This is a genomic window from Pseudomonas sp. P106(2024), from assembly GCF_057480815.1.
In genome coordinates, this window is the sequence record NZ_JBLIYU010000001.1 from 330,487 (window position 1) to 355,083 (window position 24,597).

Annotated in this window: 20 protein-coding genes; 2 read left to right on the plus strand and 18 right to left on the minus strand. The window is 63.9% G+C overall.

Features of this window, described 5'->3' with window-relative positions; all coding sequences use genetic code 11:
- The 10 genes from AC25M7_RS01490 to AC25M7_RS01535 all read right to left on the minus strand — a co-directional run bounded on the left by AC25M7_RS01490 (position 1) and on the right by AC25M7_RS01535 (position 11,438).
- Positions 1-723, minus strand: a complete 723-nt coding sequence (locus AC25M7_RS01490) for a MotA/TolQ/ExbB proton channel family protein (RefSeq protein WP_028688527.1) — start codon at positions 721-723, stop codon at positions 1-3.
- A 30-nt stretch (positions 724-753) separates the two neighbouring features.
- Entirely contained in the window at positions 754-1,545 is a 792-nt protein-coding gene (locus tag AC25M7_RS01495) for an energy transducer TonB (protein WP_486970653.1), read from the minus strand.
- Between the two features lie 298 nt (positions 1,546-1,843).
- Complete coding sequence (locus AC25M7_RS01500; protein ID WP_062359846.1) at positions 1,844-2,833, minus strand: sulfate/molybdate ABC transporter ATP-binding protein; 990 nt, start codon at positions 2,831-2,833, stop codon at positions 1,844-1,846.
- 3 nt (positions 2,834-2,836) lie between these two features.
- Positions 2,837-3,709 carry a sulfate ABC transporter permease subunit CysW gene (gene cysW / locus AC25M7_RS01505; protein ID WP_062359848.1) on the minus strand — a complete coding sequence of 291 codons (873 nt, stop codon included), beginning with the start codon at positions 3,707-3,709 and terminating at the stop codon, positions 2,837-2,839.
- A gap of 12 nt (positions 3,710-3,721) precedes the next feature.
- Positions 3,722-4,540, minus strand: a complete 819-nt coding sequence (cysT, locus tag AC25M7_RS01510) for a sulfate ABC transporter permease subunit CysT (RefSeq protein WP_104833771.1) — start codon at positions 4,538-4,540, stop codon at positions 3,722-3,724.
- A gap of 185 nt (positions 4,541-4,725) precedes the next feature.
- Entirely contained in the window at positions 4,726-5,733 is a 1,008-nt protein-coding gene (locus AC25M7_RS01515; RefSeq protein WP_062359850.1) for a sulfate ABC transporter substrate-binding protein, read from the minus strand.
- Positions 5,734-5,781: 48 nt separating this feature from the next.
- Entirely contained in the window at positions 5,782-5,964 is a 183-nt protein-coding gene (gene oscA, locus AC25M7_RS01520) for a sulfur starvation response protein OscA (protein ID WP_016489716.1), read from the minus strand.
- A 259-nt stretch (positions 5,965-6,223) separates the two neighbouring features.
- Positions 6,224-9,289: an efflux RND transporter permease subunit gene (locus AC25M7_RS01525; protein WP_028688533.1), complete on the minus strand. Its 3,066-nt coding sequence runs from the start codon at positions 9,287-9,289 to the stop codon at positions 6,224-6,226.
- The gene (locus tag AC25M7_RS01530) at positions 9,286-10,353 is read right to left on the minus strand and encodes an efflux RND transporter periplasmic adaptor subunit (RefSeq protein ID WP_028688534.1); all 1,068 of its coding nucleotides are present in this window, start codon (positions 10,351-10,353) and stop codon (positions 9,286-9,288) included. The genes AC25M7_RS01525 and AC25M7_RS01530 overlap by 4 nt, the downstream gene beginning before the upstream one ends.
- Positions 10,350-11,438 carry an efflux RND transporter periplasmic adaptor subunit gene (locus tag AC25M7_RS01535; RefSeq protein ID WP_062359852.1) on the minus strand — a complete coding sequence of 363 codons (1,089 nt, stop codon included), beginning with the start codon at positions 11,436-11,438 and terminating at the stop codon, positions 10,350-10,352. The genes AC25M7_RS01530 and AC25M7_RS01535 overlap by 4 nt, the downstream gene beginning before the upstream one ends.
- Before the next feature lie 141 nt (positions 11,439-11,579).
- On the opposite strand from AC25M7_RS01535, the gene AC25M7_RS01540 reads away from it, so the two are divergent.
- Positions 11,580-12,746: an AAA family ATPase gene (locus AC25M7_RS01540; protein WP_062359854.1), complete on the plus strand. Its 1,167-nt coding sequence runs from the start codon at positions 11,580-11,582 to the stop codon at positions 12,744-12,746.
- A gap of 60 nt (positions 12,747-12,806) precedes the next feature.
- Here the strand turns inward: AC25M7_RS01540 and AC25M7_RS01545 are convergent, their stop codons facing one another.
- The 7 genes from AC25M7_RS01545 to AC25M7_RS01575 form a co-directional block, all read right to left on the minus strand.
- On the minus strand, positions 12,807-13,700 hold the full coding sequence (locus tag AC25M7_RS01545; RefSeq protein ID WP_028688537.1) for an ABC transporter permease subunit: 894 nt from the start codon (positions 13,698-13,700) through the stop codon (positions 12,807-12,809).
- Positions 13,697-14,578, minus strand: coding sequence for an ABC transporter permease subunit (locus AC25M7_RS01550; protein ID WP_175406148.1), 882 nt, complete (start codon positions 14,576-14,578; stop codon positions 13,697-13,699). Before AC25M7_RS01550 ends, AC25M7_RS01545 begins: the two co-directional genes overlap by 4 nt.
- A 35-nt stretch (positions 14,579-14,613) precedes the next feature.
- Positions 14,614-15,756, minus strand: a complete 1,143-nt coding sequence (gene potA, locus AC25M7_RS01555; protein WP_062359856.1) for a polyamine ABC transporter ATP-binding protein — start codon at positions 15,754-15,756, stop codon at positions 14,614-14,616.
- A gap of 57 nt (positions 15,757-15,813) precedes the next feature.
- On the minus strand, positions 15,814-16,908 hold the full coding sequence (locus tag AC25M7_RS01560; RefSeq protein ID WP_062359858.1) for a polyamine ABC transporter substrate-binding protein: 1,095 nt from the start codon (positions 16,906-16,908) through the stop codon (positions 15,814-15,816).
- A gap of 161 nt (positions 16,909-17,069) precedes the next feature.
- Positions 17,070-18,167, minus strand: coding sequence for a polyamine ABC transporter substrate-binding protein (locus AC25M7_RS01565; protein WP_011536274.1), 1,098 nt, complete (start codon positions 18,165-18,167; stop codon positions 17,070-17,072).
- Positions 18,168-18,335: 168 nt separating this feature from the next.
- Positions 18,336-19,697 carry an aspartate aminotransferase family protein gene (locus tag AC25M7_RS01570; protein WP_028688541.1) on the minus strand — a complete coding sequence of 454 codons (1,362 nt, stop codon included), beginning with the start codon at positions 19,695-19,697 and terminating at the stop codon, positions 18,336-18,338.
- Positions 19,698-19,745: 48 nt separating this feature from the next.
- Complete coding sequence (locus AC25M7_RS01575) at positions 19,746-21,104, minus strand: glutamine synthetase family protein (protein WP_062359862.1); 1,359 nt, start codon at positions 21,102-21,104, stop codon at positions 19,746-19,748.
- Positions 21,105-21,771: 667 nt separating this feature from the next.
- Between AC25M7_RS01575 and AC25M7_RS01580 the strand changes: the two genes are divergently transcribed.
- Complete coding sequence (locus AC25M7_RS01580; protein WP_028688543.1) at positions 21,772-23,148, plus strand: glutamine synthetase family protein; 1,377 nt, start codon at positions 21,772-21,774, stop codon at positions 23,146-23,148.
- Between the two features lie 117 nt (positions 23,149-23,265).
- Here AC25M7_RS01580 and argA read toward each other — a convergent pair whose 3' ends face one another.
- The gene (gene argA / locus AC25M7_RS01585) at positions 23,266-24,564 is read right to left on the minus strand and encodes an amino-acid N-acetyltransferase (protein ID WP_028688544.1); all 1,299 of its coding nucleotides are present in this window, start codon (positions 24,562-24,564) and stop codon (positions 23,266-23,268) included.
- Positions 24,565-24,597: the final 33 nt, after the last annotated feature.

Genomic DNA, 24,597 nt, shown 5'->3' on the forward strand with positions numbered 1-24,597 from the left:
TCAGGAGGCCTCCTTCACAGGTTGGGTGAAGCCGGTGTGCTGGCGCTGCACCGCGGGGTGCACCAGCACGCGGAAGGCACTCTTCTGCGCCAGGCTGTAGAAGTCGTGGGCGAAGTCGTCGAGGTCGGCCGCGGTCAGCTTCAGGCGACGGAGGAAGTAGTTGTAGACCAGCACCGCCGGCACCGCGACGGCGATACCCACGCCGGTGGCGACCAGCGCCGCGCCGATCGGGCCGGCCACGGTTTCCAGGCTCGCCGAGCCCGCCGCGCTGATGCCCTTGAGGGCTTCCATGATGCCCCACACGGTGCCGAACAGGCCGATGAACGGCGAGGTGCTGCCGATACTGGCGACCACGGCCAGGCCGGTCTCCAGCGAACGGCGCTCGCGGACGATCTGCTGGCGCAGGGCGCGCTCCAGGCGATCCTGGTGGTTGATCGCCTGGCTGAGGTCACTGGCCTGGCCAGGCTCGCCAACCGCGATCGCTGCAAAGCCCGCCTGGGCGACACGGGCGGCCGGTCCTGGCAGGTCGTGGGCGGGCTCGGCGGCGGAGTCGAGGCTGGACGCGGCCCAGAACTGCTGGTGGAAGCGTTTGTCCTGGTTTTTCAGGCGCACGAACTGCACGACCTTGACCAGGGCCAGCGCCCAGGTGGCGACGGAGAAGCCGACCAGCAGCCAGATGACCGCGCTTTCAACGGATTCGAGGGGAGATGCCAACAAGCTCATGATGAAGTCCTTCCTGTATGCGGTCGCAAGTTAACGAAGCTTGAAATCGATCGGTACGCTGACCCAGCCCACCTGGGCCACGTCGCCCTGCTTGGCCGGGACGAAGCTCCAGTGCTTCACCGCGGCCAGCGCGGCGGCGTCCAAGGCGTCGCGGCCACTGCTCTTCTGGATCTGGATCTGCCCCGGCTTGCCACTGGGCAGCACCTCCACGCGCAGCAGCACCGTGCCTTCCCAGCCACGGCGCTGGGCCATCTGCGGATACTCCGGCGCCGGGTTCTTCAGGTACGCGGCGTTGGCCGAGGCAGGGGTCACCGGAGCCGGCGCGGGTGGAGCAGGTGCCGGCGCCGGGGGTGCTGGCGCGGCGACCGGTGTCGGCGGTGGCGCCTCGACTGGCTTGGGCTGCGGCTTGGCCACGGGCTTGGGTAGCGGCTTGGGTTTGGGGACCGGCTTGGGCGCAGGCTTGGCGGCCAGTTCGTCGACCACCGGTGGCGGCGGCTGGACCACAGGGGCCGGCGGCGGCGGCTCGGCCACCGGTGGCGCTGGCGCGGCGAACTCGATGGTCATGGGCGGAATCTTCGGCGGGATGACCGGCAGCTCGGGGGTCGGCTGGTGGCTGACCCAGTACGCCACCGCGCCATGCAGCACCAGCACCAGCAGGCCCAACGCCAGCTTGTCGCGACGCTTCAAGCCGCTGACCGGCGTGCGTTGCAGGCGCAGTTGCGCGAGCGGCAAGCGCAGGGTGCGGCCAAGCTCGACGAGCTCCCCTGGCGCGGGGCGCCAAGGCTGGTCGTAGGCCCGGGCGGAGGTCTGGACATTACCCATTGCTTGAGGCTCCTGGGGTGTTGATTCAGGTGTGTGGCTGAATCATCAGTGCCAGATGCTTAGTTCATAAAGTAATGTTTAAACGTAAAGTTAGATATTTATGGAATATTTATTTTGATGGATTGCCCACAGCCCGCGTCGTTCTTGGCCTGCAGCAAAACAGCTCGCGAACGATGCTTTATCGGCATTCAAAATATTCGTTCAAGGCATCGGTTCGCTGCGAGGGCTTCGCCCTCGATCACGCTCAGGCAATAAAAAACCCGGGACCATGCCCGGGTTTTTCATCGCAAGCGCCAGCTCAGATATCCGTCACCTTCTGCCACACCTTCGGCCGGAAGAACAACGTTTCCCCCCGCGCCAGCCCGGCCAGGCTGTCGTGATCCTTGACCACCTCGGCTTCGATCAGCTCGCTCTGCCCTTCCACCTTCAGCGTCACTCGCGTGGTTGCACCCAGCGGCCGGATATCGCGCACCTCGGCGGCATGGTGCCCCTCGGTCTCATGCCGAGACAGCGACACTTCGTGCGGCCGGAACAGCACATGATGGCCCTCGCTCAAAGCCAGACGGTTGGAGTCGCCAAGGAAGTGGTAGACGAAGTCGTTGGCCGGCTTCTCGTACACCTCACCCGGGGAGCCGATCTGCTCGATCACGCCCTTGTTCATCACCACGATACGGTCGGCGACTTCCATGGCCTCTTCCTGGTCGTGGGTGACGAACACCGAGGTCAGGTTGATGTCCTCGTGCAGGCGCGCCAGCCAGCGGCGCAGCTCCTTGCGCACCTTGGCATCCAGCGCCCCGAATGGCTCGTCGAGCAGCAATACCTTGGGCTCCACCGCCAGGGCACGGGCCAGGGCGATACGCTGGCGCTGGCCACCGGACAGCTGCTCGGGGTAGCGGTCGGACAGCCAGTCAAGCTGCACCATGTTCAGCAGCTCATGGACCTTCTCGGCGATCTTGCTCTCGCTCGGGCGCTCGCCCTTGGGCTTCATGCGCAGGCCGAAGGCGACGTTGTCGAACACGCTCATATGGCGGAACAGCGCGTAGTGCTGGAACACGAAACCGACGTTGCGATCACGCACGTCGTGGCCGGACACGTCCTCGCCATGGAACACGATGCTGCCGTTATCCGGCGTCTCGAGGCCGGCGATGATGCGCAGCAGGGTGGTCTTGCCGCAGCCGGACGGGCCCAGCAGCGCCACCAGCTCGCCGCTGTGGATATCCAGGTTGATGTTGTCCAGGGCCTGGAAGCTGTTGAAGCGCTTGCTGACGTTACGAACTTCGATCGACATGAATCATTCCTCCGCGGCGCTGTGGCGCAGGCGGTTAATACGGTTCTCGCTCCACTGCTTGAGCAGCAGGATGAAGAGCGCCAGGATCAGCAGCAGGCTGGCCACGCTGAAGGCCGCGACGTGGTTGTACTCGTTGTAGAGGATCTCCACGTGCAGCGGCAAGGTGTTGGTGACGCCGCGGATATGGCCGGACACCACCGACACTGCGCCGAACTCGCCCATGGCCCGGGCGGTGCACAGCACCACGCCGTAGATCAGGCCCCACTTGATGTTCGGCAGCGTGACATGCCAGAACATCTGCCAGCCGTTGGCGCCCAGCAGGCGCGCGGCCTCCTCTTCCTGGGTGCCCTGCTCCTGCATCAGCGGAATCAGTTCACGGGCGACGAACGGCACGGTGACGAAGATGGTCGCCAGGACGATGCCCGGCAGGGCGAAGACGATCTGGATATCGTGGTCCTGCAGCCACGGCCCGAACAGGCCTTGGGCGCCGAACATCAGCACGTAGACCAGGCCGGCGATCACCGGCGACACCGAGAACGGCAGGTCGATCAAGGTGACCAGCACGCTCTTGCCACGGAAGGTGTACTTGCTCACGCACCAGGCAGCGGACACCCCGAACACCAGGTTCAGTGGTACCGAGATGGCCACCGCCAGCAGCGTGAGCTTGAGGGCGGACAGCGCGTCGGGCTCGAAGATCGCTTCGAAGAACGTGCCGAAGCCGTTCTTCAGCGCCTGCGACACCACGATCACCAGCGGCAGCGCCAGGAACAGCGCGAAGACGATCCAGGCCAGGGTGATCAGCACGCGGCGCGAAGTGGCGCTGCCACGCCGGGCGGCGTTGGCGGCGGCGGTTGCGCCGAGGGTTTGACTAGACATTGCCGGCCTCCTTCAAGGGGTTTCGATGCGCCGCTGCAGCAGGTTGATCAGCAGCAGCAGGATGAAGGAAACCACCAGCATCAGCACGCCGATGGCGGTGGCGCCGGTGTAGTCGTACTGGTCGAGCTTGACCATGATCAGCAGCGGCAGGATCTCGGTCTTCATCGGCATGTTACCGGCGATGAAGATCACCGAGCCGTACTCACCCACGCCCCGGGCGAAGGCCAGGGCGAAGCCGGTCAGCCAGGCCGGCAGCAAGGCGGGCGCCAGCACGTGGCGGAACACCTGCAGCGGTTTCGCGCCCAGGCAGGCGGCGGCTTCTTCCACTTCACGCGGAATGTCAGCCAGCACCGGCTGCACCGTGCGCACCACGAACGGCAGGGTGACGAAGGTCAGCGCCAGGGTGATGCCAAGCGGCGTGTAGGCGATCTTGAAACCGAGGTCGGTGGCGAACTGGCCGACCCAGCCCGCCGGGGCGTACAGGGCGGTCAGGGCGATACCGGCGACGGCGGTGGGCAGGGCGAACGGCAGGTCGATCATCGCGTCGATGATCTTGCGCCCGGGGAAGGTGTAGCGCACCAGCACCCAGGCCAGCAGGGTGCCGATCACGCCGTTGATGATGGCGGCGAACAGGGCGGTACCGAAACTCAGCTTCAGCGCGGCCAGCACCCGTGGTGCGCTGATGATGTTCCAGAACTGCTCCCAGGTGAGCTGCGCGGCATGGATGAACATGGCCGCCAGCGGTATCAGCACGATCAGGCTGAGGTACACCAAGGTGTAGCCCAGCGTCAGCCCGAAGCCGGGTATGACGGGGGAAATGCGACGTGACATAAAGGTCCCTGGTTGAACGCACGAAGCCCGGGAGCGCTCCCGGGCCGGTGCAGGCTTCTGAATCCTGGGGCTGCTGCGCAGCCCTTTCGCGACACAAGGCCGCTCCTACAGGGGATCGCGGATTCTTGTAGGAGCGGCCTTGTGTCGCGAAAGGGCCGCACAGCGGCCCCGCTTCTCCATACCGCTTACTGTGCCTGATAGATCTGGTCGAACACCCCACCATCATTGAAGAACTTCGGCTGCGCAGTCTTCCAGCCACCGAAGTCCTTGTCGATGGTCACCAGGTCCAGTTTCGGGAACTGCTGGCCGAATTCGGCGGCGACCTTCGCGTCACGCGGACGGTAGAAGTTCTCTGCGGCGATCTTCTGGCCAGCCGGGCTGTACAGGTGCTTGAGGTACTCCTCGGCGATCTTCTCGTTGCCCTTCTTCTCGGCGTTCTTGTCGACCACCGCCACCGGTGGCTCGGCCAGGATCGACAGCGAAGGCACGACGATCTCGAACTTGTCGGCGCCGCCGTCTTCCTTCAACGCCAGGAAGGCCTCGTTTTCCCAGGCCAGCAGCACATCGCCCTGGCCGTTGTTGACGAAGGTGATGGTCGAGCCACGGGCGCCGGTATCGAGCACCGGCACGTGCTTGAACAGCTCCTGCACGTAAGCCTTGGCCTTGTCTTCGCTGCCACCGGTCTTCAGGCCGTAGGCCCAGGCGGCGAGGAAATTCCAGCGGGCGCCGCCGGAGGTTTTCGGGTTGGGGGTGATGACCGAGACATCCTTCTTGATCAGGTCGCCCCAGTCCTTGATGCCTTTCGGGTTGCCCTTGCGCACAAGGAATACGATGGTCGAGGTGTACGGCGTGCTGGCGTCCGGCAGGCGCTTCTGCCAGTCCTCCGGCAGGGTCTTGCCGAGCTTGGCGATCTCGTCGATGTCACCGGCCAGGGCCAGGGTCACCACGTCGGCGCGCAAGCCGTCGATCACCGCACGCCCTTGCTTGCCCGAACCACCGTGGGACTGCTGGATCTTCACCTTGTCGCCCGGGTGGGCGGCTTGCCAGTGCTTGATGAACTCGGCGTTGTACTGCTGGTACAGCTCGCGGGTCGGGTCATAGGACACGTTCAGCAGTTCGTAGTCCTTGGCGATCGCGGAACCGGCAAAAACGGCACTGGCCAGGGCGGCAAGCGCATAACGGCGGATGGACATGGTGAAGCTCCCGATTGGCATTTTTCTAGTTTTTGAAGTGATGCGGTGTCAGCCGGACTTGTTGCCGGGCTGCTGCAGGCGGAACTTCTCCTTGCGTTCGATCTGCACCACCTGGGCGTTGTGCACGGTGATCTCCACCGCGCCGAAGCGCAGGTCGCGCAGCGCGCTCTGGATTTCACGCAGAATGGTGGCTTCGTCCTGACCGTCGATGCTGCGCAGGGATGCACTCATGCTCGTTCTCCTGTGAGTAAGGGTGCCGGGCAGAGGTTTTGAAGGGGATTGCGCCTGGCTTGAGGGCAATACTAGTGAGGCGCGGATATTCTTAAAAATACTGTTTAAGAATGTTTATATAACCAACTTTAAAAGGATGACCTGTAGGAGCGGCCTTGTGTCGCGATGGGCTGCGCAGCAGCCCCGACAATTCTGCAAGATGCCCAGATCCTGGGGCCGCCATGCGGCCCATCGCGACACAAGGCCGCTCCTACAGGGGTCAATGCGGTCGCGGGGTTTTGTCCTCGGGCTCGCGAATCTTGTACCAGGCCACATACAGCGCCGGCAGGAACAGCAGCGTCAGCAGCGTTGCACTGATGATGCCGCCGATCATGGCGTAGGCCATCGGCCCCCAGAACACTTCCCGGGCGATCGGGATCATGCCCAGGCTCGCCGCCGCCGCCGTCAGCAGGATCGGCCGGCGGCGGTGGTTGGTCGCCTCCACCACCGCATCCCACGGCGTATAGCCCTGCTCTTCGAATTCGTCGATCTGGGTCACCAGGATCACCGAGTTGCGAATGATGATCCCTGCCAGCGCGAGGATCCCGAGGATCGCCACGAAGCCCATCGGGGTACCCGTGGGCACCAGCGCCAGCACCACGCCGATCAGCCCCAGGGGCGCGACGCTGACCACCAAGAACAGCTTCTGCACGCTGTGCAGCTGGATCATCAGGAAGGTCGCCATCAGGAACAGCATCAACGGGATGACGTCGGCGATCGGTCCCTGGGCCTTGCTGCTCTCCTCCACCGTACCGCCGGTGGCCACCTCATAACCCACCGGCAGCTGGCTGGCAAAGCCTTCGATACTGGGCTTGAGTTCGGCTACCAGGTCGGTGGGCTGGATATCACCGACCACCGAGGCCTTGATGGTGATGGTCGGCTTGCGGTCGCGACGCCATACCAGCGGTTGCTCCTGCTCATAGCGCACCGTGGCGAAGGCCAACAGAGGAATCGAGGCGCCGCTGGGCGTGACGATCTGCAGGTTCTGCAAGGTATCCGGCGAGCCGCGTTCGCTGTCTTCGGCGCGGGCCACCACATTGACCAGGTAGATGTTGTCGTTGATCTGGGTGACCGGCACGCCGCTGACGATGCTGTTCATCACATTGGCCACATCCTCGGACGACAGGCCCAGCTGGCGCGCCTTGTCCTGAGCGATCTCGATGCGCAGCACCTTACCGGGCTCGTTCCAGTCGTAGATCATCTCGCCGATGTGTTCGTTGCTGTCGAGCAGGGTCGCCAGTTCGATGGCGTGCTTGCGCACCTGGTCGATATCCTTGCCGCTGACCCGGTACTGGATCGGCCGGCCCACCGGGGGCCCCATCTCCAGCGACTGAACGTTGGTACCGATGCCGACGAACTCCTCACGCAGCAGCTTCTGCAGGCGCTGCATCATGCCCTCGCGCTCCTCGAAACCCTTGCTGACGATCACCAGCTGGGCGTAGTACGGGTTCTGCAACTGCTGGTCGAGGGGCAGGTAGAAACGGATCGCGCCCTGGCCGATGTAGGTGCTCCAGTGCACCAGGTCCGGGTCGTCCTTGATCCGCGCCTCCAGGCGGTCGACGACTTTGCGCGTTTCCTCGATCGAGGCATTCTGCGGCAGGTTCAGGTCGACCAGGATCTCCGGCCGGTCCGACGACGGGAAGAACTGGTTCTGCACGAAACGCATGCTGAAGATCGACAGGGCGAACAGCAGCACCGTGCCGATGATGGTCAGCCAGCGGTGGCGCATGCACCACAGCAGCCCGCCTTCGAACGCCCGGCCGACACGCCCGGGCTCGGCCTCATGGGGCTTGAGCTTGCTGCTGCTGAGAATGTGCACGCCCAGTACCGGCGCAAAAAATACCGCCACCACCCAGGACACCAGCAAGGCCACGGCAATCACCGCGAACAGGGTGTAGGTGTACTCGCCCGCGGAACTGGCGTTGAGGCCGATAGGCACGAAGCCGGCCACCGTCACCAGGGTGCCGGTGAGCATGGGGAACGCCGTGGAGGTATAGGCGAAGGTGGCCGCCTGCTCCTTGGTCTCGCCCATCTCCAGGCGCGTGACCATCACCTCGACAGTGATCATCGCGTCGTCCACCAACAACCCCAGGGCGATAATCAGCGCACCGAGCGAGATCCGCTGCATGGTAATGTCGCTGTACTCCATGAACACGAACACCATCGCCAGCACCAGCGGAATCGAGCAGGCCACCACCAGCCCCGCGCGAATGCCCAGGCTGACGAAGCTCACCGCCAGCACGATCACCACGGCTTCGAACAGCGCGCTGGTGAAGCCGCCGACCGCCTGCTTGACCACCACTGCCTGGTCAGACACGTTGTGCACGCCAACCCCCACCGGCAGGTCGCGGACGATGCTGTCCATCCGCGCTTTCAGGGCGGCGCCGAACACCTCGATGTTCGCGCCGGCCTTCATGCCGATCGCCAGGCCAATGGCCGTCTGGCCATTGAAACGGAACATCGGCGACGGCGGGTCGACATAGCCGCGCTCGATATCGGCGATGTCGGCCAGGCGGAAGAAGCGATCGTTGATACGCAGGTTCACCGTCTGCAGGTCCTTCTCCGAGGCGAACTGCCCGGTAGTGCGCACCGAGATGCGCTCGGGCCCGGCCTCGATCACCCCGGCCGGGGTCACCGCGTTTTGCTGCTGCAGGGCCTGCATGGCCTGGCGCTGGTCGATGCCAAGCGCGGCCAGCTTGCGGGTGGAGAAGTTCAGGTAGAGCACTTCGTCCTGGGTCCCGATCAGCTCGACCTTGCCGATGTTGGGCACCTCGCGCACTTCGGCCCGCGCCACTTCCACATAATCGCGCAGTTGCCGCAGCGTGAGGCCGTCGGCGGTAAACGCGTAGATCGAGCCGAACACGTCGCCGAACTCGTCATTGAAGCCCGGGCCCTGGATGCCTGCGGGGAACTGCCCGCGGATGTCCTGGATCTTCTTGCGCACCTGGTACCAGATCTGGGGAATGTCCTTGGCCTTGGTGGTGTCACGCAGGTAGACGTAGACGGTGGATTCCCCTGGACGGGTGTAGCTTTTCACGTAGTCGAGGGAGTCCAGTTCCTCGAGCTTCTTCTCGATGCGGTCGGTGACCTGGTAGAGGGTCTCGTCCTGGGTGGCGCCGGGCCAGCGGGTCTGGATGACCATGGTCTTGATGGTGAAGGATGGATCTTCCTCACGGCCGAGATTGAAGTAGGAGAAGATCCCCATCAGCAGGCCAACGAACATCAGGTACCAGACGAAGGACTGGTGCTTCAGCGCCCATTCCGAGAGGTTGAAGCTTCCTTTCATTGCGCGTCCTCGTCGAAGGTGACCTTCTGGCCGGGCTTGAGGCTGTTCACGCCAGCGGTCACCACGCGCTCGCCGGGCTGCACCCCGGAGGCAAGGACGATGCTGTCGGCGGTACGTTCGATCAACGCGACATCGCGGGTAGCCACGGTTTTCTGCTGCGGATCGACCACCCACACCTGGGTCTTGCCGTCCCGCTCGAGCAGCGCGGTCAACGGCAGCTCGCTGCGCGGGCTCACCGCCGAGGTCAGGGTCACGCTGACCGCGGTGCCCAGGTGAAAGGCATCGGGCGTGCTGGTCAGGGTCAATCGGGCGCGACGGGTACGGGTGGTGGCGTCAGCCTGTGGCTCGAGCTCGCGCAGCGTGGCGGTGGTGTTGATGCCTGGGTCGAGCTGCGAAGCGACGGTAAAGGTGAGGTCCTTGTCCAGCTGTTCGGCGAGCGGAATCGGCAGGTCGATCACCGCCTCCTTGACGTCCGGGCGGGCCAGGGTGACGACCGCCTGACCGGCGCTGACGGTCTGCCCCGCCTCGGCCTGCCAGGCGGTGACCACCGCCGCATGATCACTGCGCAGGGTGCTGTAGCCGAGCTGGTCGCGGGCCTGGCTGACCGCCGAGCGTGCCTGCTCCAGCGCGGCGCCGGTGGTTTTCAGGTCAGTCTGGGCGATATCCAGCTGGGCCTGGGCGCCGACGCCACGGTCGTACAGCTGCTGCTGGCGGCGGGCATTGGCCTGGGCGTTGATCCATTGCGCCTGGACCTTGGCCAGGTCGCCTTCGGCGGCGCGCAGCTGGTTTTGCTGGTCGGTCGGATCGAGGGTCGCCAGGGTGTCGCCTGGGCTTACCCGGGCGCCGACATCCAGCCAGCGCCGGGCGATGCGTCCGGACACCCGAAAACCCAAAGTGCTTTCATAGCGGGCCTGGATGGCGCCGGCAAAGCGGCCCAGCTGCGACTGTACCTGCGGCTCGACCAGTGTCGAGAGCACCGGACGGATCGCCTCAGGTGGCGCCTCATCGCCACCGCAGGCGCCCAGCATCAGGCTGGCCGACAGTATCAGCAACTGACGTTTCATGGCGCGGCCCCTCCGTCCTTGGCGCTGACCTTCTCGACCTGCATGTCCGGATGCAGCAGCTGCCCACCGCCCACCACCACGGTCTCGCCGCCCTTGATACCGTCAGCGATCACCACCTTGCCGGTGAGGTAGCGCGCGACCTGGACCTTGCGCAATTCAACCTTGTCGCCCTCGCCCACCACCCACACCGCCGGCTCCTTCAGCGCCTTGGTCAGGGCCGACCACGGCAGCTCGATGCTGGGCCGCCCCTGGGTGTTGCCAGTGGCCGTGACCGGCGACCCCAGTTGCATGCCCGCCGGCACGTTGCGCAGCGCGACCTTGACCTGCACCGTGCCGCTCTCGGCGGAGACCGTCGGGGTAATCTCGCGGACCCGGCCCTCGGCCTTGATCGCCGGGTTGTCCAAGAGGCTGACGACAACGCCCTCGTCGCTGGGGGACTTCACCAGCAACGATTCGTAGACATTGAACACCGCGTCACGGTCGCCATCGACCGCCAGGCTGAAGATCGGCATGGTCGCCTGCACCACCTGGCCGACTTCGGCCTGGCGCGCGGTGATCACCCCGTCGGCTTCGGACACCAGCGCCGTGTAGCTCAACTGTTCGTTGGCGTTGGCCAACTGCGCCTGGGCGGCCTTGAGCGCGCTCTGGCTGCTGCGCAGCGCGGCTTCGGCGGAGTCGTACTCGCTCTGGCTGGTGTAGCCCTTGGGCAGGAGCTTCTGCTGACGCACGAACGCGGCGCTGGCCTGGGTAACCCGCGCCTGCTCGGCGAACACCTCGGCCTTGGCCGAGTCGACGTTGTTCTGCAGGTCCTTCGGATCCAGGCGCGCCAGCACCTGGTTGGCCTTGACGTGGTCGCCGACATCGACGCCGCGGGCGATGATCTTGCCGCCCACGCGGAACGACAGGTCGGTCTGCACCCGCGCCTGCACGTCTCCGGTCAAGGTGACCCGGGCGGCGAAGTCGGTGGGCTGCACCTGTTGCACCGCGACCCGGGGCAACACCGGCGCGGCCTCCTCTTTACCACAGCCCGTCAGCATGAACAGCAGCCCCAGGCAAACGACCATCAGCGGACGCGTTACCGTCATGCAGGCTCCTTGCTTCGACAAAGGGAGTGAGGGATGCGTTTGAAAGCGTAGATCAGGGATGGACAAACGACACCGATGTCGGTTCAACAAAGCACAGCGCTATCGGCGATACTGTGGGCCAGACGCTCAAGGACAATGCTGATGCTGACCACCCTGGCCATTGCCAACTACCGCTCGATCAACCAGCTGGTGATGCCGCTCGGGCAGCTCAACGTGATCACCGGTGCCAACGGCAGCGGCAAGTCCAACCTGTACAAAGCCTTGCGCCTGCTGGCCGAGACCGCCCGCGGCGGCGTGGTCAACGCGCTGGCAGCCGAGGGCGGGCTGGAGTCGACCTTCTGGGCCGGCCCCGAGAAACTCTCCCGGCGCATGCTCAACGGCGAGGTGCCGGTGCAAGGCGGGCCACGCCAGCAGGCCAGGCGCCTGAAGATGGGCTTCGCTGGCGAAGACTTCGGCTACGCGATCAGCCTCGGCCTGCCCGAACCCAGCCGGTCAAAGTTCGCCCTGGACCCGCAGATCAAGCAGGAGACGATCTGGGCAGGCCCCCTGTGCCGCCCCGCCAGCCTGCTGGTGCAGCGCAATGCAGGGATGGTCAAGGCCCGCGATGGGCGCCAATGGCAGGTGCTGCACCAGCACATGACCGAGTTCGACAGCCTGTTCGACCAGGTCGGCAGCCTCCAGGGCTCCCCCGAGGTGCCGCATCTGCGCGAGCAGATCCGCAGCTGGCGCTTCTATGACCATTTCCGTACCGATGCCGAGGCCCCTGCCCGGCAATCACGGCTGGGCACGCGCACGCCGGTGCTGCATCACGACGGCCGTGACCTCGCCGCCGCCCTGCAGACCATCGACGAGATCGGCGACCTGCAAGCCCTGCAGGACGCCGTGGGCGACGCCTTTCCCGGCGCCCGGCTCGCGGTCGATGCCCAGCCCGGCGGTCTGTTCGGCCTGCGCTTGCACCAGGCCGGACTGCTGCGGCCGCTGAGCGCCGCGGAGCTGTCCGACGGGACCCTGCGCTACCTGTTGCTGGTGGCGGCCCTGCTCACGCCGCGCCCGCCGAGCATGATGGTGCTCAACGAGCCGGAGACCAGCCTGCACCCGGACCTGCTGCCGGCACTGGCACGCCTGATCCGCCGCGCGGCCCAGCAATGTCAGGTATGGGTGGTATCGCACGCGCCCCGGCTGGTGGCGGCGCTGGAGGAGGATGCCGACTGCAATTCGATCCACCTGGAGAAAAACTTGGGGCAGACCGGTATCGTCGGACAAGGCATGCTGGATGAACCGGCCTGGAACTGGCCGGACCAGGGCTGAAACGATCGCGGGGCAAGTCGCATCGGTGCGCCGATGCGACTTGCCCCGCGATGCGTTGGCTCAGGCCTGCGCGGTGGCCTGGGCCGGACGACGCACCTGCGGCTGCGAGACGTTCGCCGCGGCGCCCTCTTCGATGGCCTGCTGGATCGCCCGGCGGCGACGCTCTTCGGCCTGGCGGCTGAAGTACCAGACCAGGAAGGTCACCAGCGACACCGACAGCAGGATCAGGCTGGCCACGGCGTTGATCTCCGGCTTCACGCCCAGGCGCACGGCCGAGAACACTTCCATCGGCAGGGTGGTCGAGCCCGGGCCGGAGACGAAGCTGGCCAGCACCAGGTCATCCAGCGACAGGGCGAACGACATCATGCCGCCCGCCGCCAGCGACGGCGCGATCATCGGGATGGTGATCAGGAAGAACACCTTCCACGGCTTGGCGCCCAGGTCCATGGCCGCCTCTTCGATGGACAGGTCCAGCTCGCGCAGGCGCGCCGACACCACCACCGCCACATAGGCGGCGCAGAACGTGGTGTGGGCGATCCAGATGGTGACGATGCCCCGCTCCTGGGGCCAGCCGATCATCTGCGCCATGGCCACGAACAGCAGCAGCAGCGACAGACCGGTGATCACCTCGGGCATCACCAGCGGCGCGGTGACCAGGCCACCGAACAGGGTGCGGCCCTTGAAGCGGGTGACCCGGGTCAGCACGAAGGCCGCCAGGGTGCCCAGCGCCACGGCGGCGACCGCCGTGTAGCAGGCGATCTCCAGCGAGCGCATCACCGAACCCATCAGCTGGGTGTTGTCGAGCAGGCCGACGTACCACTTCACCGACCAGCCGCCCCACACCGTCACCAGTTTCGAGGCGTTGAACGAGTAGATCACCAGGATCAGCATCGGCAGGTAGATGAACAGCAAGCCGAGCACCAGCATCAGCTTGGAGAAACTGAAGCGTTTCATGCGCGGCCCTCCATCTCTTTGGCCTGGCTACGGTTGAACAGCAGGATCGGCACGATCAGGATCGCCAGCATCACCACCGCCAGGGCGGATGCCACCGGCCAGTCGCGGTTGTTGAAGAACTCCTGCCACAGCACTTTACCGATCATCAGGGTTTCCGGACCGCCCAGCAGTTCCGGGATGACGAACTCACCGACCACAGGGATGAACACCAGCATGCACCCGGCGATGATGCCGTTCTTCGACAGCGGCACGGTGATTTTCCAGAAGCTGTTGAAGGTGCTCGAACCCAGGTCCGATGCGGCTTCGAGCAGGCTCTGGTCATGCTTCACCAGGTTGGCGTACAACGGCAGGATCATGAACGGCAGGTACGAATAGACCACGCCGATATATACCGCCAGGTTGGTGTTGAGAATCTGCAGCGGCTGGTCGATCAGGCCCAGCCACAACAGGAAGCTGTTGAGCAGCCCGTTGTTGCTGAGGATGCCCATCCAGGCATAGACGCGGATCAGGATCGCGGTCCAGGTCGGCATCATGATCAGCAGCAGCAGGACCGTCTGCGATTCCTTGTTCGCCTTGGAGATGGCATAGGCCATCGGGTAGCCGATCAGCAGGCACAGCAAGGTGCTGAAGAAGGCCACTTTCAACGAGCCGAGGTAGGCCGCGATGTACAGTTCATCCTCGGTCAGCAGGCCGTAGTTGGCCAGGTTCAGCACCAGCTGGACCTTGCCTTCCAGATAGGTATAGATCTCGGTGTACGGCGGAATCGCCACGTCGGCTTCGGCAAAGCTGATCTTCAATACGATGAAGAACGGCAGCATGAAGAACAGGAACAGCCAGATGAACGGCACGCCGATCACCATGTGCCGTCCTTCGGGGATCAAGCGCTGGAGGGCTCGTTTGAGCTTTCGTGGTTTCATGAGCGCAGTACCACGCCGCTGTCGTCTTCCCACCACACGTAGACTTCGTCATCCCAGGTCGGGCGGGTGCCCTGGCGCTCGGCGTTGGCGACGAACGACTGGACGATCTTGCCGCCGGGCAGCTCGACGTAGAACACCGAGTGGCCGCCGAGGTACGCGATGTCGTGGACCTTGCCGCGCGACCAGTTATGCTCGCAGGTCGGCTGCTCGGTGGTGACCAGCAGCTTCTCCGGACGCAGGGCGTAGGTGATGTGCTTGTCCTCGACCGAGGTGGTGACACCGTGGCCGACGTAGATCTTGCGCTCCAGTTCCGGGCTGGCAATGATCGCGTGGCCTTCGGCGTCGTCGACCACCTCGCCCTCGAACAGATTGACGTTGCCGATGAACTCGCAAACCAGGCGGCTGGTCGGGGTTTCATAGACGTCGATCGGGCTGCCGATCTGGGCGATCCAGCCCAGGTGCATGATGGCGATGCGCTGGGCCATGGTCATGGCCTCTTCCTGGTCGTGGGTCACCATCACGCAGGTCACGCCCACGCGCTCGATGATCTCCACCAGTTCCAGCTGCATCTGCGAACGCAGTTTCTTGTCCAGCGCGCCCATCGGCTCGTCGAGCAGCAACAGTTTCGGGCGCTTGGCCAGCGAGCGGGCCAGGGCCACGCGCTGACGCTGGCCACCGGACAGCTGGTGCGGCTTGCGCTTGGCGTACTGGGTCATGTGCACCAGCTTGAGCATCTCGGCCACGCGGGCTTCGATCTCGGCCTTGGGCATCTTGTCCTGCTGCAGGCCGAAGGCGATGTTCTGCGCCACGGTCATGTGCGGGAACAGCGCGTAGGACTGGAACATCATGTTGATCGGCCGCTCGTAGGGCGGCATGTCGGTGATGTCGACGCCATCGAGGAAGATCCGCCCTTCGGTCGGACGCTCGAAGCCGGCCAGCATGCGCAGCAAGGTCGATTTGCCGGACCCGGAGCCGCCCAGCAGGGCGAAGATCTCACCCTTGCGGATTTCCAGGGACACATCGTCCACGGCTACCGTTTCGTCGAATTTTTTTGTGACCCGGTCGATCTTGACCAGCACCTGCTTGGGTTGCTGGCCACCCTCGAGGGCTTTCTTATAGGCACCGGAGGCAACTGCCATGAGTGAAACTCCCAACAAGATTTATGTGCCCGCCGCTGCGCTGGCGGGCCTGGATTGTTACTTGCCCGACTTGACCTTGGTCCAGCTGCGGGTCATCAAACGTTGCACCTTGGGTGGCAACTCAGCGTTGACGAACATCTTGTCCAGCACTTCCTGCGGTGGGTAAACCGCGGCGTCAGTCCTCACGGCCTGGTCCATCAGGTCGCCAGCCTTGGGGTTCGGGTTGGCGTAACCGACGTAATCACTGACCTGGGCGATCACCTCAGGTTTCAGCAAATAGTTGATGAAGGCGTGGGCCTCCTTGACGTTGCTGGCGTCCTTGGGAATCGCCAGCACATCGAACCAGAGGTTGCCGCCTTCCTTGGGAATGGCGTAGGCCAGTTTCACGCCCTTCTTCGCTTCTTCAGCGCGGGCCTTGGCCTGGAAAATGTCGCCGGAGAAGCCGGCGGCCACGCAGATGTCGCCGTTGGCGAGATCGGTGATGTACTTCGATGAGTGGAAGTAGGTCACGTACGGGCGCACGGCCAGCAGTTTCTCTTCCGCCTTCTGGTAGTCCTTGGGGTTGCTGCTGTTCGGGTCCAGGCCCATGTAGTTGAGCACCGCCGGGAGCATCTCGTCGGCCGAGTCGAGGAAGGCCACGCCGCACTGGCTGAGCTTCTTCATGTTCTCGGGTTCGAACAGCACCGCCCAGGAGTCGATCTTGTCGGTGCCCAGTACCGCCTTGACCTTCTCGACGTTGTAGCCGATGCCATTGGTGCCCCACAGGTAAGGGACGGCGTACTGGTTGCCCGGGTCGTTCTTCTCCAGACGCTTCATCAGCGCCGGGTCGAGGTTCACGTAGTTGGGCAGCAGGTCACGGTCGAGCTTCTGGAAAGCGCCCGCCTTGATCTGCTTGCCGAGGAAATGGTTGGACGGCACGACCACGTCATAGCCGGTGCGCCCGGCCAGCAGTTTGCCTTCCAGCGTCTCGTTGCTGTCGAAGACGTCGTATTTCGGGGTGATGCCGGTTTCCTTCTGGAAATCGGCGAGGGTATTGGGGCCAACGTAGTCGGACCAGTTGTAGATGTGCACCGTGGGCGCCGCTTGGACGCTGCAAGCCAGCGTCAGACCCGCTCCGGCCATCAAGGCCTTGCGAAAAACAGAAATAGACAAGTGGGTGGTCCTCACAATCAGTGCCTTTGCGGGCAGTAAACCTCGGCCGCACACGCAAAACCGGCGCGCAACTTACCTTCACGGCGTGGATGCCGCAAACTTATTTGCCTTAACCTGCCTCCAGGCCGGGAAACCCCGGCCCAGAGGGCCTTGCATCGGGCTTACTTGCCCGACTTGATCTTGGTCCAGCTGCGGGTGATCTCGCGCTGGGCGGTCTTTTCCGGCGCCTTGATGGCGTACAGCTTGGCCTTCACTTCATCGGACGGGTAGATCGCCGGATCGCTGGTGATCTCTTTGTCCACCAGCGGGGTGGCTGCCTTGTTGCCGTTCGGGAAGCGCACGGCATTGGTGATGCCGGCCATCACTTCCGGTTGCAGCAGGAAGTCCATGAACTTGTAGGCGGCCTCGACGTTCTCGGCGTCTTTCGGAATGGCGACCATGTCATAGAAGGTGCCGGCACCTTCCTTCGGAATGGTGTAGCTCAGCTTGACCTTGTCGCCGGCCTCGTGGGCACGGGCCTTGGACTGCTCCAGGTCACCCGAGTAACCCACGGCCACGCAGATGTTGCCGTTGGCCAGGTCCGAGATGTACTTGGAAGAGTGGAAGTAGGTGATCGAAGGACGGATCTTCAGGAACAGGTCTTCCGCGGCCTTCAGGTCTTCCTTCTTGGTGCTGTCGCTGGGCAGGCCCAGGTAGTGCAGCGCGGCCGGGATCATCTCGGTCGGGGCATCGAGGAAGCTCACGCCACAGCTCTTGAGCTTGGCGATGTTCTCAGGCTTGAACACGGCGTCCCACGAGTCGATCTTGTCCACGCCCAGCGCGGCCTTGACCTTCTCCGGGTTGTAGCCGATGCCGATCGAACCCCACATGTAAGGGAAGGCGAACTTGTTGCCTGGGTCGCTGGCATCGCCCACGGCCTTGAGCAGTGCCGGGTCGAGGTTCTTCCAGTTGGGCAACTTGGAGCGGTCCAGCTCTTGATAGACGCCGGCCTTGATTTGCTTGGCCAGGAAGTTGTTCGATGGCACGACGATGTCGTAGCCCGACTTGCCCGCCAGCAGCTTGGCTTCGAGGGTCTCGTTGCTGTCGAAGACGTCGTAGACCACCTTGATGCCGGTCTGCTTCTCGAAGTTGGCCACGGTGTCCGGTGCGATGTAGTCCGACCAGTTGTAGACGTGCAGCACCTTGTCGTCAGCCTGAACAGCGGTCGCCATGGCACCCATCAGGGCCGCGGCCAGCAGCGTCTTGCCCAATTTCTTCATGCGTAATGCTCCAGAATTTATTATCAAGCCATCTGTTCAGCAGCCAGGTACCACGGGACGCGCGCTGGGCGACTAAACAGCCGTTAGTCTGGCAAGTTACAAGGCGCTGTTTCAACAGAAGCAGGGCCTTGTAACGACTTAATGTCACCTCGCCAGCCTAGCAGACTGTCATTTGACCGCTTCGTAGGTCAGGTCCAGGCACTTGCGCGCCTTTTCCACCAGTTCGTCGATCTCTTCGCGACTGATCACCAGCGGCGGCGCGATGATCATGGTGTCGCCCACCGCGCGCATCACCAGGCCGTTCTCGAAGCAGTGGGTGCGGCAGATCATGCCAACGCCCTTGCCCTCGTAACGGCTGCGGGTGGCCTTGTCCTTGACCAGCTCGATCGCGCCGAGCAGGCCCAGGCCGCGTACCTCGCCCACCAGCGGATGGTCCTGCAGCTCACGCAGTCGTTTTTGCAAATACGGTGCCGTTTCGTTGCGGGCACGCTCGACAATCTTCTCGTCACGCAGGATGCGCAGGTTTTCCAGACCCACCGCCGCCGCCACCGGGTGGCCGGAGTAGGTGAAGCCGTGGTTGAAATCGCCACCTTCGCTGATCACCTTGGCCACTTTGTCACGCACGATCACACCGCCCATGGGGATGTAACCGGAGGTCAGGCCCTTGGCGATGGTCATCAGGTCAGGCGCAAGGTCGTAGTAGTCGGAGCCGAACCACTCGCCGGTGCGACCAAAACCGCAGATCACTTCGTCGGCAACGAACAGGATGTCGTACTTGGCGAGGATCTCCTTGATCTTCGGCCAGTAGGTCTCAGGCGGAATGATCACCCCACCGGCGCCCTGGATCGGCTCGGCGATGAAGGCGGCGACATTGTCCTCGCCGACTTCGAGAATCTTCTTCTCCAGCTGTTCGGCCGCCCACACGCCGAACTCATCCGGCGTCATGTCGCCACCCTCGCCGAACCAGTACGGCTGCGGGATATGCACGATGCCCGGAATCGGCAGGCCACCCTGCTCGTGCATGCCGCTCATGCCGCCCAGGCACGCACCCGCAAAGGTGGAACCGTGGTAGCCGTTGATGCGGCCGATGATGGTCTGCTTGTGCGGCTTGCCCTTCAGCGCCCAGTAGTGACGGACCATGCGCAGCACGGTGTCGTTGCCCTCGGAGCCGGAGCCGGTGAAGAACACATGGGTCATGCCCTTGGGCGCCACGTCGGTGATCGCCTTGGCCAACTCCAGCGCCGGCGGGTGAGCGGTCTGGAAGAACAGGTTGTAGTACGGCAGCTCACGCATCTGCTTTTCTGCCGCCTGCACCAGCTCTTCACGACCATAGCCGACCGCCACGCACCACAGGCCGGCCATGCCGTCGAGGATCTTGTGCCCCTCGCTGTCCCACAAATGCACGCCCTGCGCCTTGGTGATGATGCGCGGCCCCTTCTCCTTCAGCTGCTTGTAGTCACTGAAAGGTGCAAGGTGGTGCTCGCCGCTCAGGGTTTGCCATTCACGGGTTTGCGGGTTGTTGACGCTCATGTGCCTCTCCATTTTCCGGTGGCCGCCCGCAGGCGGCCTCAGGGTTGATCACACAGCAAACAGCAGGAACTCACGCTCCCAGGAGCTGATGACGCGCTTGAAGTTCTCATGCTCGGCGCGCTTGGTGGCGACGTAGCCGGTGATGAATTTCTTGCCCAGGTACTGCACCAGCGCGCGGCTGTTCTCCATGCGCTCGAGGGCGTCCTCGATGGTCAGCGGCAGGCGCAGGTTGCGCCGCTCGTAACCACGGCCCTGCACCGGCGCGCTGGCCTCGATGCCTTCGACCATGCCGATGTAGCCGCACAGCAGGCTCGCGGCGATGGCCAGGTAGGGATTGGCGTCGGCGCCCGGCAGGCGATTCTCGACCCGGCGATTCTGCGGGCCGGCATCGGGTACGCGCAGGCCAACGGTACGGTTCTCTTCGCCCCACTCGACGTTCACCGGTGCCGAGGTGTCCGGCAGGAAGCGGCGGAACGAGTTGACGTTGGGGGCGAACAGCGGCAGCGCCTCGGGGATGAACTTCTGCAAGCCGCCGATATGGTGCAGGAACAGCTTGCTCATGCTGCCGTCGGCGTTGGAGAAGATGTTCTTGCCGGTGGCCACGTCGACCACGCTCTGGTGCAGGTGCATCGCGCTGCCCGGCTCGCCGGTCATGGGCTTGGCCATGAAGGTGGCGGCCACGTTGTGCTTGAGCGCGGCCTCGCGCATGGTGCGCTTGAACACCAGGATCTGGTCGGCCAGGTGCAGGGCATCGCCGTGACGGAAGTTGATTTCCATCTGCGCGGTGCCGTCCTCGTGGATCAGCGTGTCGAGGTCCAGCTGCTGCAATTCGCACCAGTCATAGACGTCCTCGAACAATGGGTCGAATTCGTTGGCCGCCTCGATGGAGAACGACTGCCGCCCGGTTTCCGGACGGCCGGAACGACCCACCGGCGGCTGCAGCGGAAAGTCCGGGTCTTCGCTACGCTTGGTGAGGTAGAACTCCATCTCGGGCGCGACGATCGGCTGCCAGCCCTTGTCGGCGTAGAGTTTCAGGACCTTCTTCAATACGTTGCGCGGCGACAGTTCGACCGGGTTGCCCTTCTTGTCGTAGGTGTCGTGGATCACCTGGGCGGTCGGCTCGATGGCCCACGGTACGAGAAACACCGCGTTCTCGTCGGGGCGGCAGATCATGTCGATGTCGGCCGGGTCGAGCAGTTCGTAATAGATGTCGTCGTCGACGTAGTCGCCGGTCACGGTCTGCAGCAGCACGCTTTCAGGCAGGCGCATGCCTTTCTCGGCGATGAACTTGTTGGTGGGCGAGATCTTGCCGCGGGTGATGCCGGTCAGATCGCTGATCAGGCATTCCACTTCGGTGATCTTGTGCTCTTTCAACCAATCGGTGAGCTGGTCGAGGTTGTGACTCATAAATACCTCAGGAGGTAATGTGGCGCGATTGAAGGCAACCGGCGGCCACTGACGCCAGGCGTCGGGCAAAGTCGGCGCGCAGGGCGCCGAGGGGCCTGGAAAGGCCCGCGCCTTGATTCTGGATGCTGTGCATGGCTAAAGCAAAAACCCTCGCGCAGGACGACAGTGGAGGCACGCCATGACGGCGCGCCCGGACAGAAAGCGAAGGGCAGAAGGAAAGGAGGTGTTGCGGTAAAGCGTTACGAGGTATGGTTTTTTTTTGCGAACCGTCAATTATTGCGGCCAGCGCGGCGCCCCTTTGATACAGGCGTGCGATGACCGGACGGCAACCGGGAGATGTACCTGAACGCACCGTGCATGCGGCGCTGACAGGTCTCGGCAAGCGGACCATGTGACCCTCGTATTATTGTGTTCTGGGTTGTGACCGAGCTTATCCTCGTTCATTTTTTTACACAACCTCTCCGTAAAAAATAAAACACGCCCCGCTCGGGATAACCCTTCAGGGCAAAAATAGCGGATAATGGCACGCCCCGATATGCAGCAAATCTGCCGTAGATGTGCCATTTAAGGGCATCATGGGGTTGGCTTGACTTCACCTGGTCTTTCCGATTGACTGAGGTTGCAAGCCCCCCTTGATTGATATTTTTAACAACAAAGGTGTTGCATCATGTCGGTACCCCCGCGTGCCGTTCAGCTTAACGAAGCGAACGCGTTCCTTAAGGAACATCCTGAGGTTCTCTACGTTGACCTTCTGATTGCAGATATGAATGGTGTGGTGCGTGGCAAGCGCATCGAGCGCACCAGCCTCCACAAGGTTTACGAGAAAGGCATCAACCTGCCTGCCTCCCTCTTCGCCCTGGATATCAACGGTTCAACCGTCGAAAGCACAGGTCTTGGCCTGGACATCGGCGACGCCGACCGTATCTGCTACCCCATCCCCGGCACCCTCTCCAACGAACCCTGGCAGAAGCGCCCGACCGCGCAACTGCTGATGACCATGCACGAGCTCGAAGGCGAGCCCTTCTTCGCCGACCCGCGCGAAGTACTGCGCCAGGTGGTGAGCAAGTTCACCGAGATGGGCCTGACCATCTGCGCCGCGTTCGAGCTGGAGTTCTACCTGATCGACCAGGAGAACGTGAACGGCCGTCCGCAGCCGCCGCGCTCGCCGATCTCGGGCAAGCGCCCGCAGTCGACCCAGGTCTACCTGATCGACGACCTCGACGAATACGCCGACTGCCTGCAGGACATCCTCGAAGGCGCGAAGGAGCAAGGCATCCCGGCCGACGCCATCGTCAAGGAAAGCGCCCCGGCGCAGTTCGAAGTCAACCTGCACCACGTCCCCGACCCGCTCAAGGCCTGTGACTACGCGGTGCTGCTCAAGCGCCTGATCAAGAACATCGCCTACGACCATGAAATGGACACCACATTCATGGCCAAGCCCTACCCGGGCCAGGCAGGCAACGGCCTGCATGTACACATCTCCGTGCTGGACAAGGATGGCAACAACATCTTCACCAGCGAGGATCCCGAGCAGAACGCCGCGCTACGTCACGCTGTCGGCGGTGTGCTCGAGACCCTGCCTGCCTCGATGGCGTTCCTCTGCCCGAACGTCAACTCGTACCGCCGTTTCGGCGCGCAGTTCTACGTGCCGAACGCGCCGAGCTGGGGCCTGGACAACCGCACCGTGGCCCTGCGCGTGCCGACCGGCTCGCCGGACGCCGTGCGCATCGAGCACCGGGTGGCCGGCGCCGACGCCAACCCGTACCTGATGATGGCGGCCGTGTTGGCCGGCGTGCACCACGGTCTGACCAACAAGATCGAACCGGGCGAGCCGATCGAAGGCAACTCGTACGAGCAGCTGGAGCAGAGCCTGCCGAACAACCTGCGCGATGCCCTGCGCGAGCTGGACGACAGCGAGATCCTCAACAAGTACATCGATCCGAAGTACATCGACATCTTCGTCGCGTGCAAGGAGAGCGAGCTGGAGGAGTTCGAGCATTCGATCTCCGACCTCGAGTACAACTGGTACCTGCATACCGTGTAAACGAAAACGCCGCCCACAAGGGCGGCGTTTTTCTTTGCCATCGCATCGCGGGTCAAGCCCGCTCCCACGTGTGCCAGCCCGTGTACACCGTGGGAGCGGGCTTGACCCGCGATGGCATCAGAGCGGCTTCTCGAAGATCTTCGAATTGCGCTGGTAGTTGTACAGCGAAGCCCGCGCCGCCGGCAGCCGTTCCACGCCACTGGGTGCAAAGCCACGCTCACGGAACCAGTGCGCGGTGCGGGTCGTCAGCACGAACAGGGTGTTCAGCCCCAGCGCCCGCGCCCGCTCCTCAATGCGCTCGAGCAGTTCGTCGCCACGCCCGCCATGCCGGTACTCCGGGTTCACCGCCAGGCACGCCAGCTCCCCGGCTTCGGAATCGGCAATCGGGTACAACGCCGCGCAGGCGATGATCATGCCCTCGCGCTCGACCACGCTGAACTGCTCGATCTCCCGCTCCAGCACCTCGCGCGAGCGACGCACCAGGATGCCCTGCTCTTCCAGCGGGCTGATCAGCTCCAGCAGGCCGCCGACATCCTCGATGGTCGCCTCGCGCACCACTTCGAACTGCTCCTGAGACACCAGCGTCCCGCCACCGCCACGGGTGAACAGCTCGGTCAGCAACGCACCGTCCTCGGCATAGCTGACGATATGGCTGCGCGCCACGCCCCCCTTGCAGGCCTCGGCGGCGGCATCCAGCAACTCGGCCTGGTAGTCGCTGCCCAGGCGTTGCAGGTGCGGCGCGATCTGCTGTGGCCGCAGCTCACGCACCAGTTGGCCATGCGCATCCAGCAGGCCAGGTTCAGCGCCGAACAGCAGCAGCTTGTCCGCGCCCAGTTCGATTGCGGCACGGGTGGCCACGTCCTCGCAGGCGAGGTTGAAGATCTCGCCGGTCGGCGAATAGCCCAGCGGCGACAGCAGCACGATGGAGCGCTCATCGAGCAGGCGGTTGATGCCTTTGCGGTCAACCCGGCGCACTTCGCCGGTGTGGTGGTAGTCGACCCCTTCGAGCACGCCGATCGGCCGCGCCGTGACCAGGTTGCCGGAGGCCACCCGCAGGCGCGAGCCCTGCATCGGAGAGGCCGCCATATCCATCGACAGGCGCGCCTCGATGGCCAGGCGCAAGGCGCCCACCGCATCGATCACGCAGTCGAGCGTTGCCGCATCGGTGATACGCATGCCGTGATGATAGTGCGGGGTCAAGCCGCGGGCGGCCAGGCGGCTTTCGATTTGCGGGCGCGAGCCGTGGACCAGCACCAGCCGCACACCAAGGCTGTGCAGCAGCACCAGGTCGTGGACAATGTTGCCGAAGTTCGGGTGTTCGACGCCATCACCGGGAAGCATGACCACGAAGGTGCAGTCGCGGTGGGCGTTGATGTAGGGAGACGCATGACGCAGCCAGTTGACGTAATCGGGCATGACAGGGCCTGTGGATAAGTGAACGGAGAACGA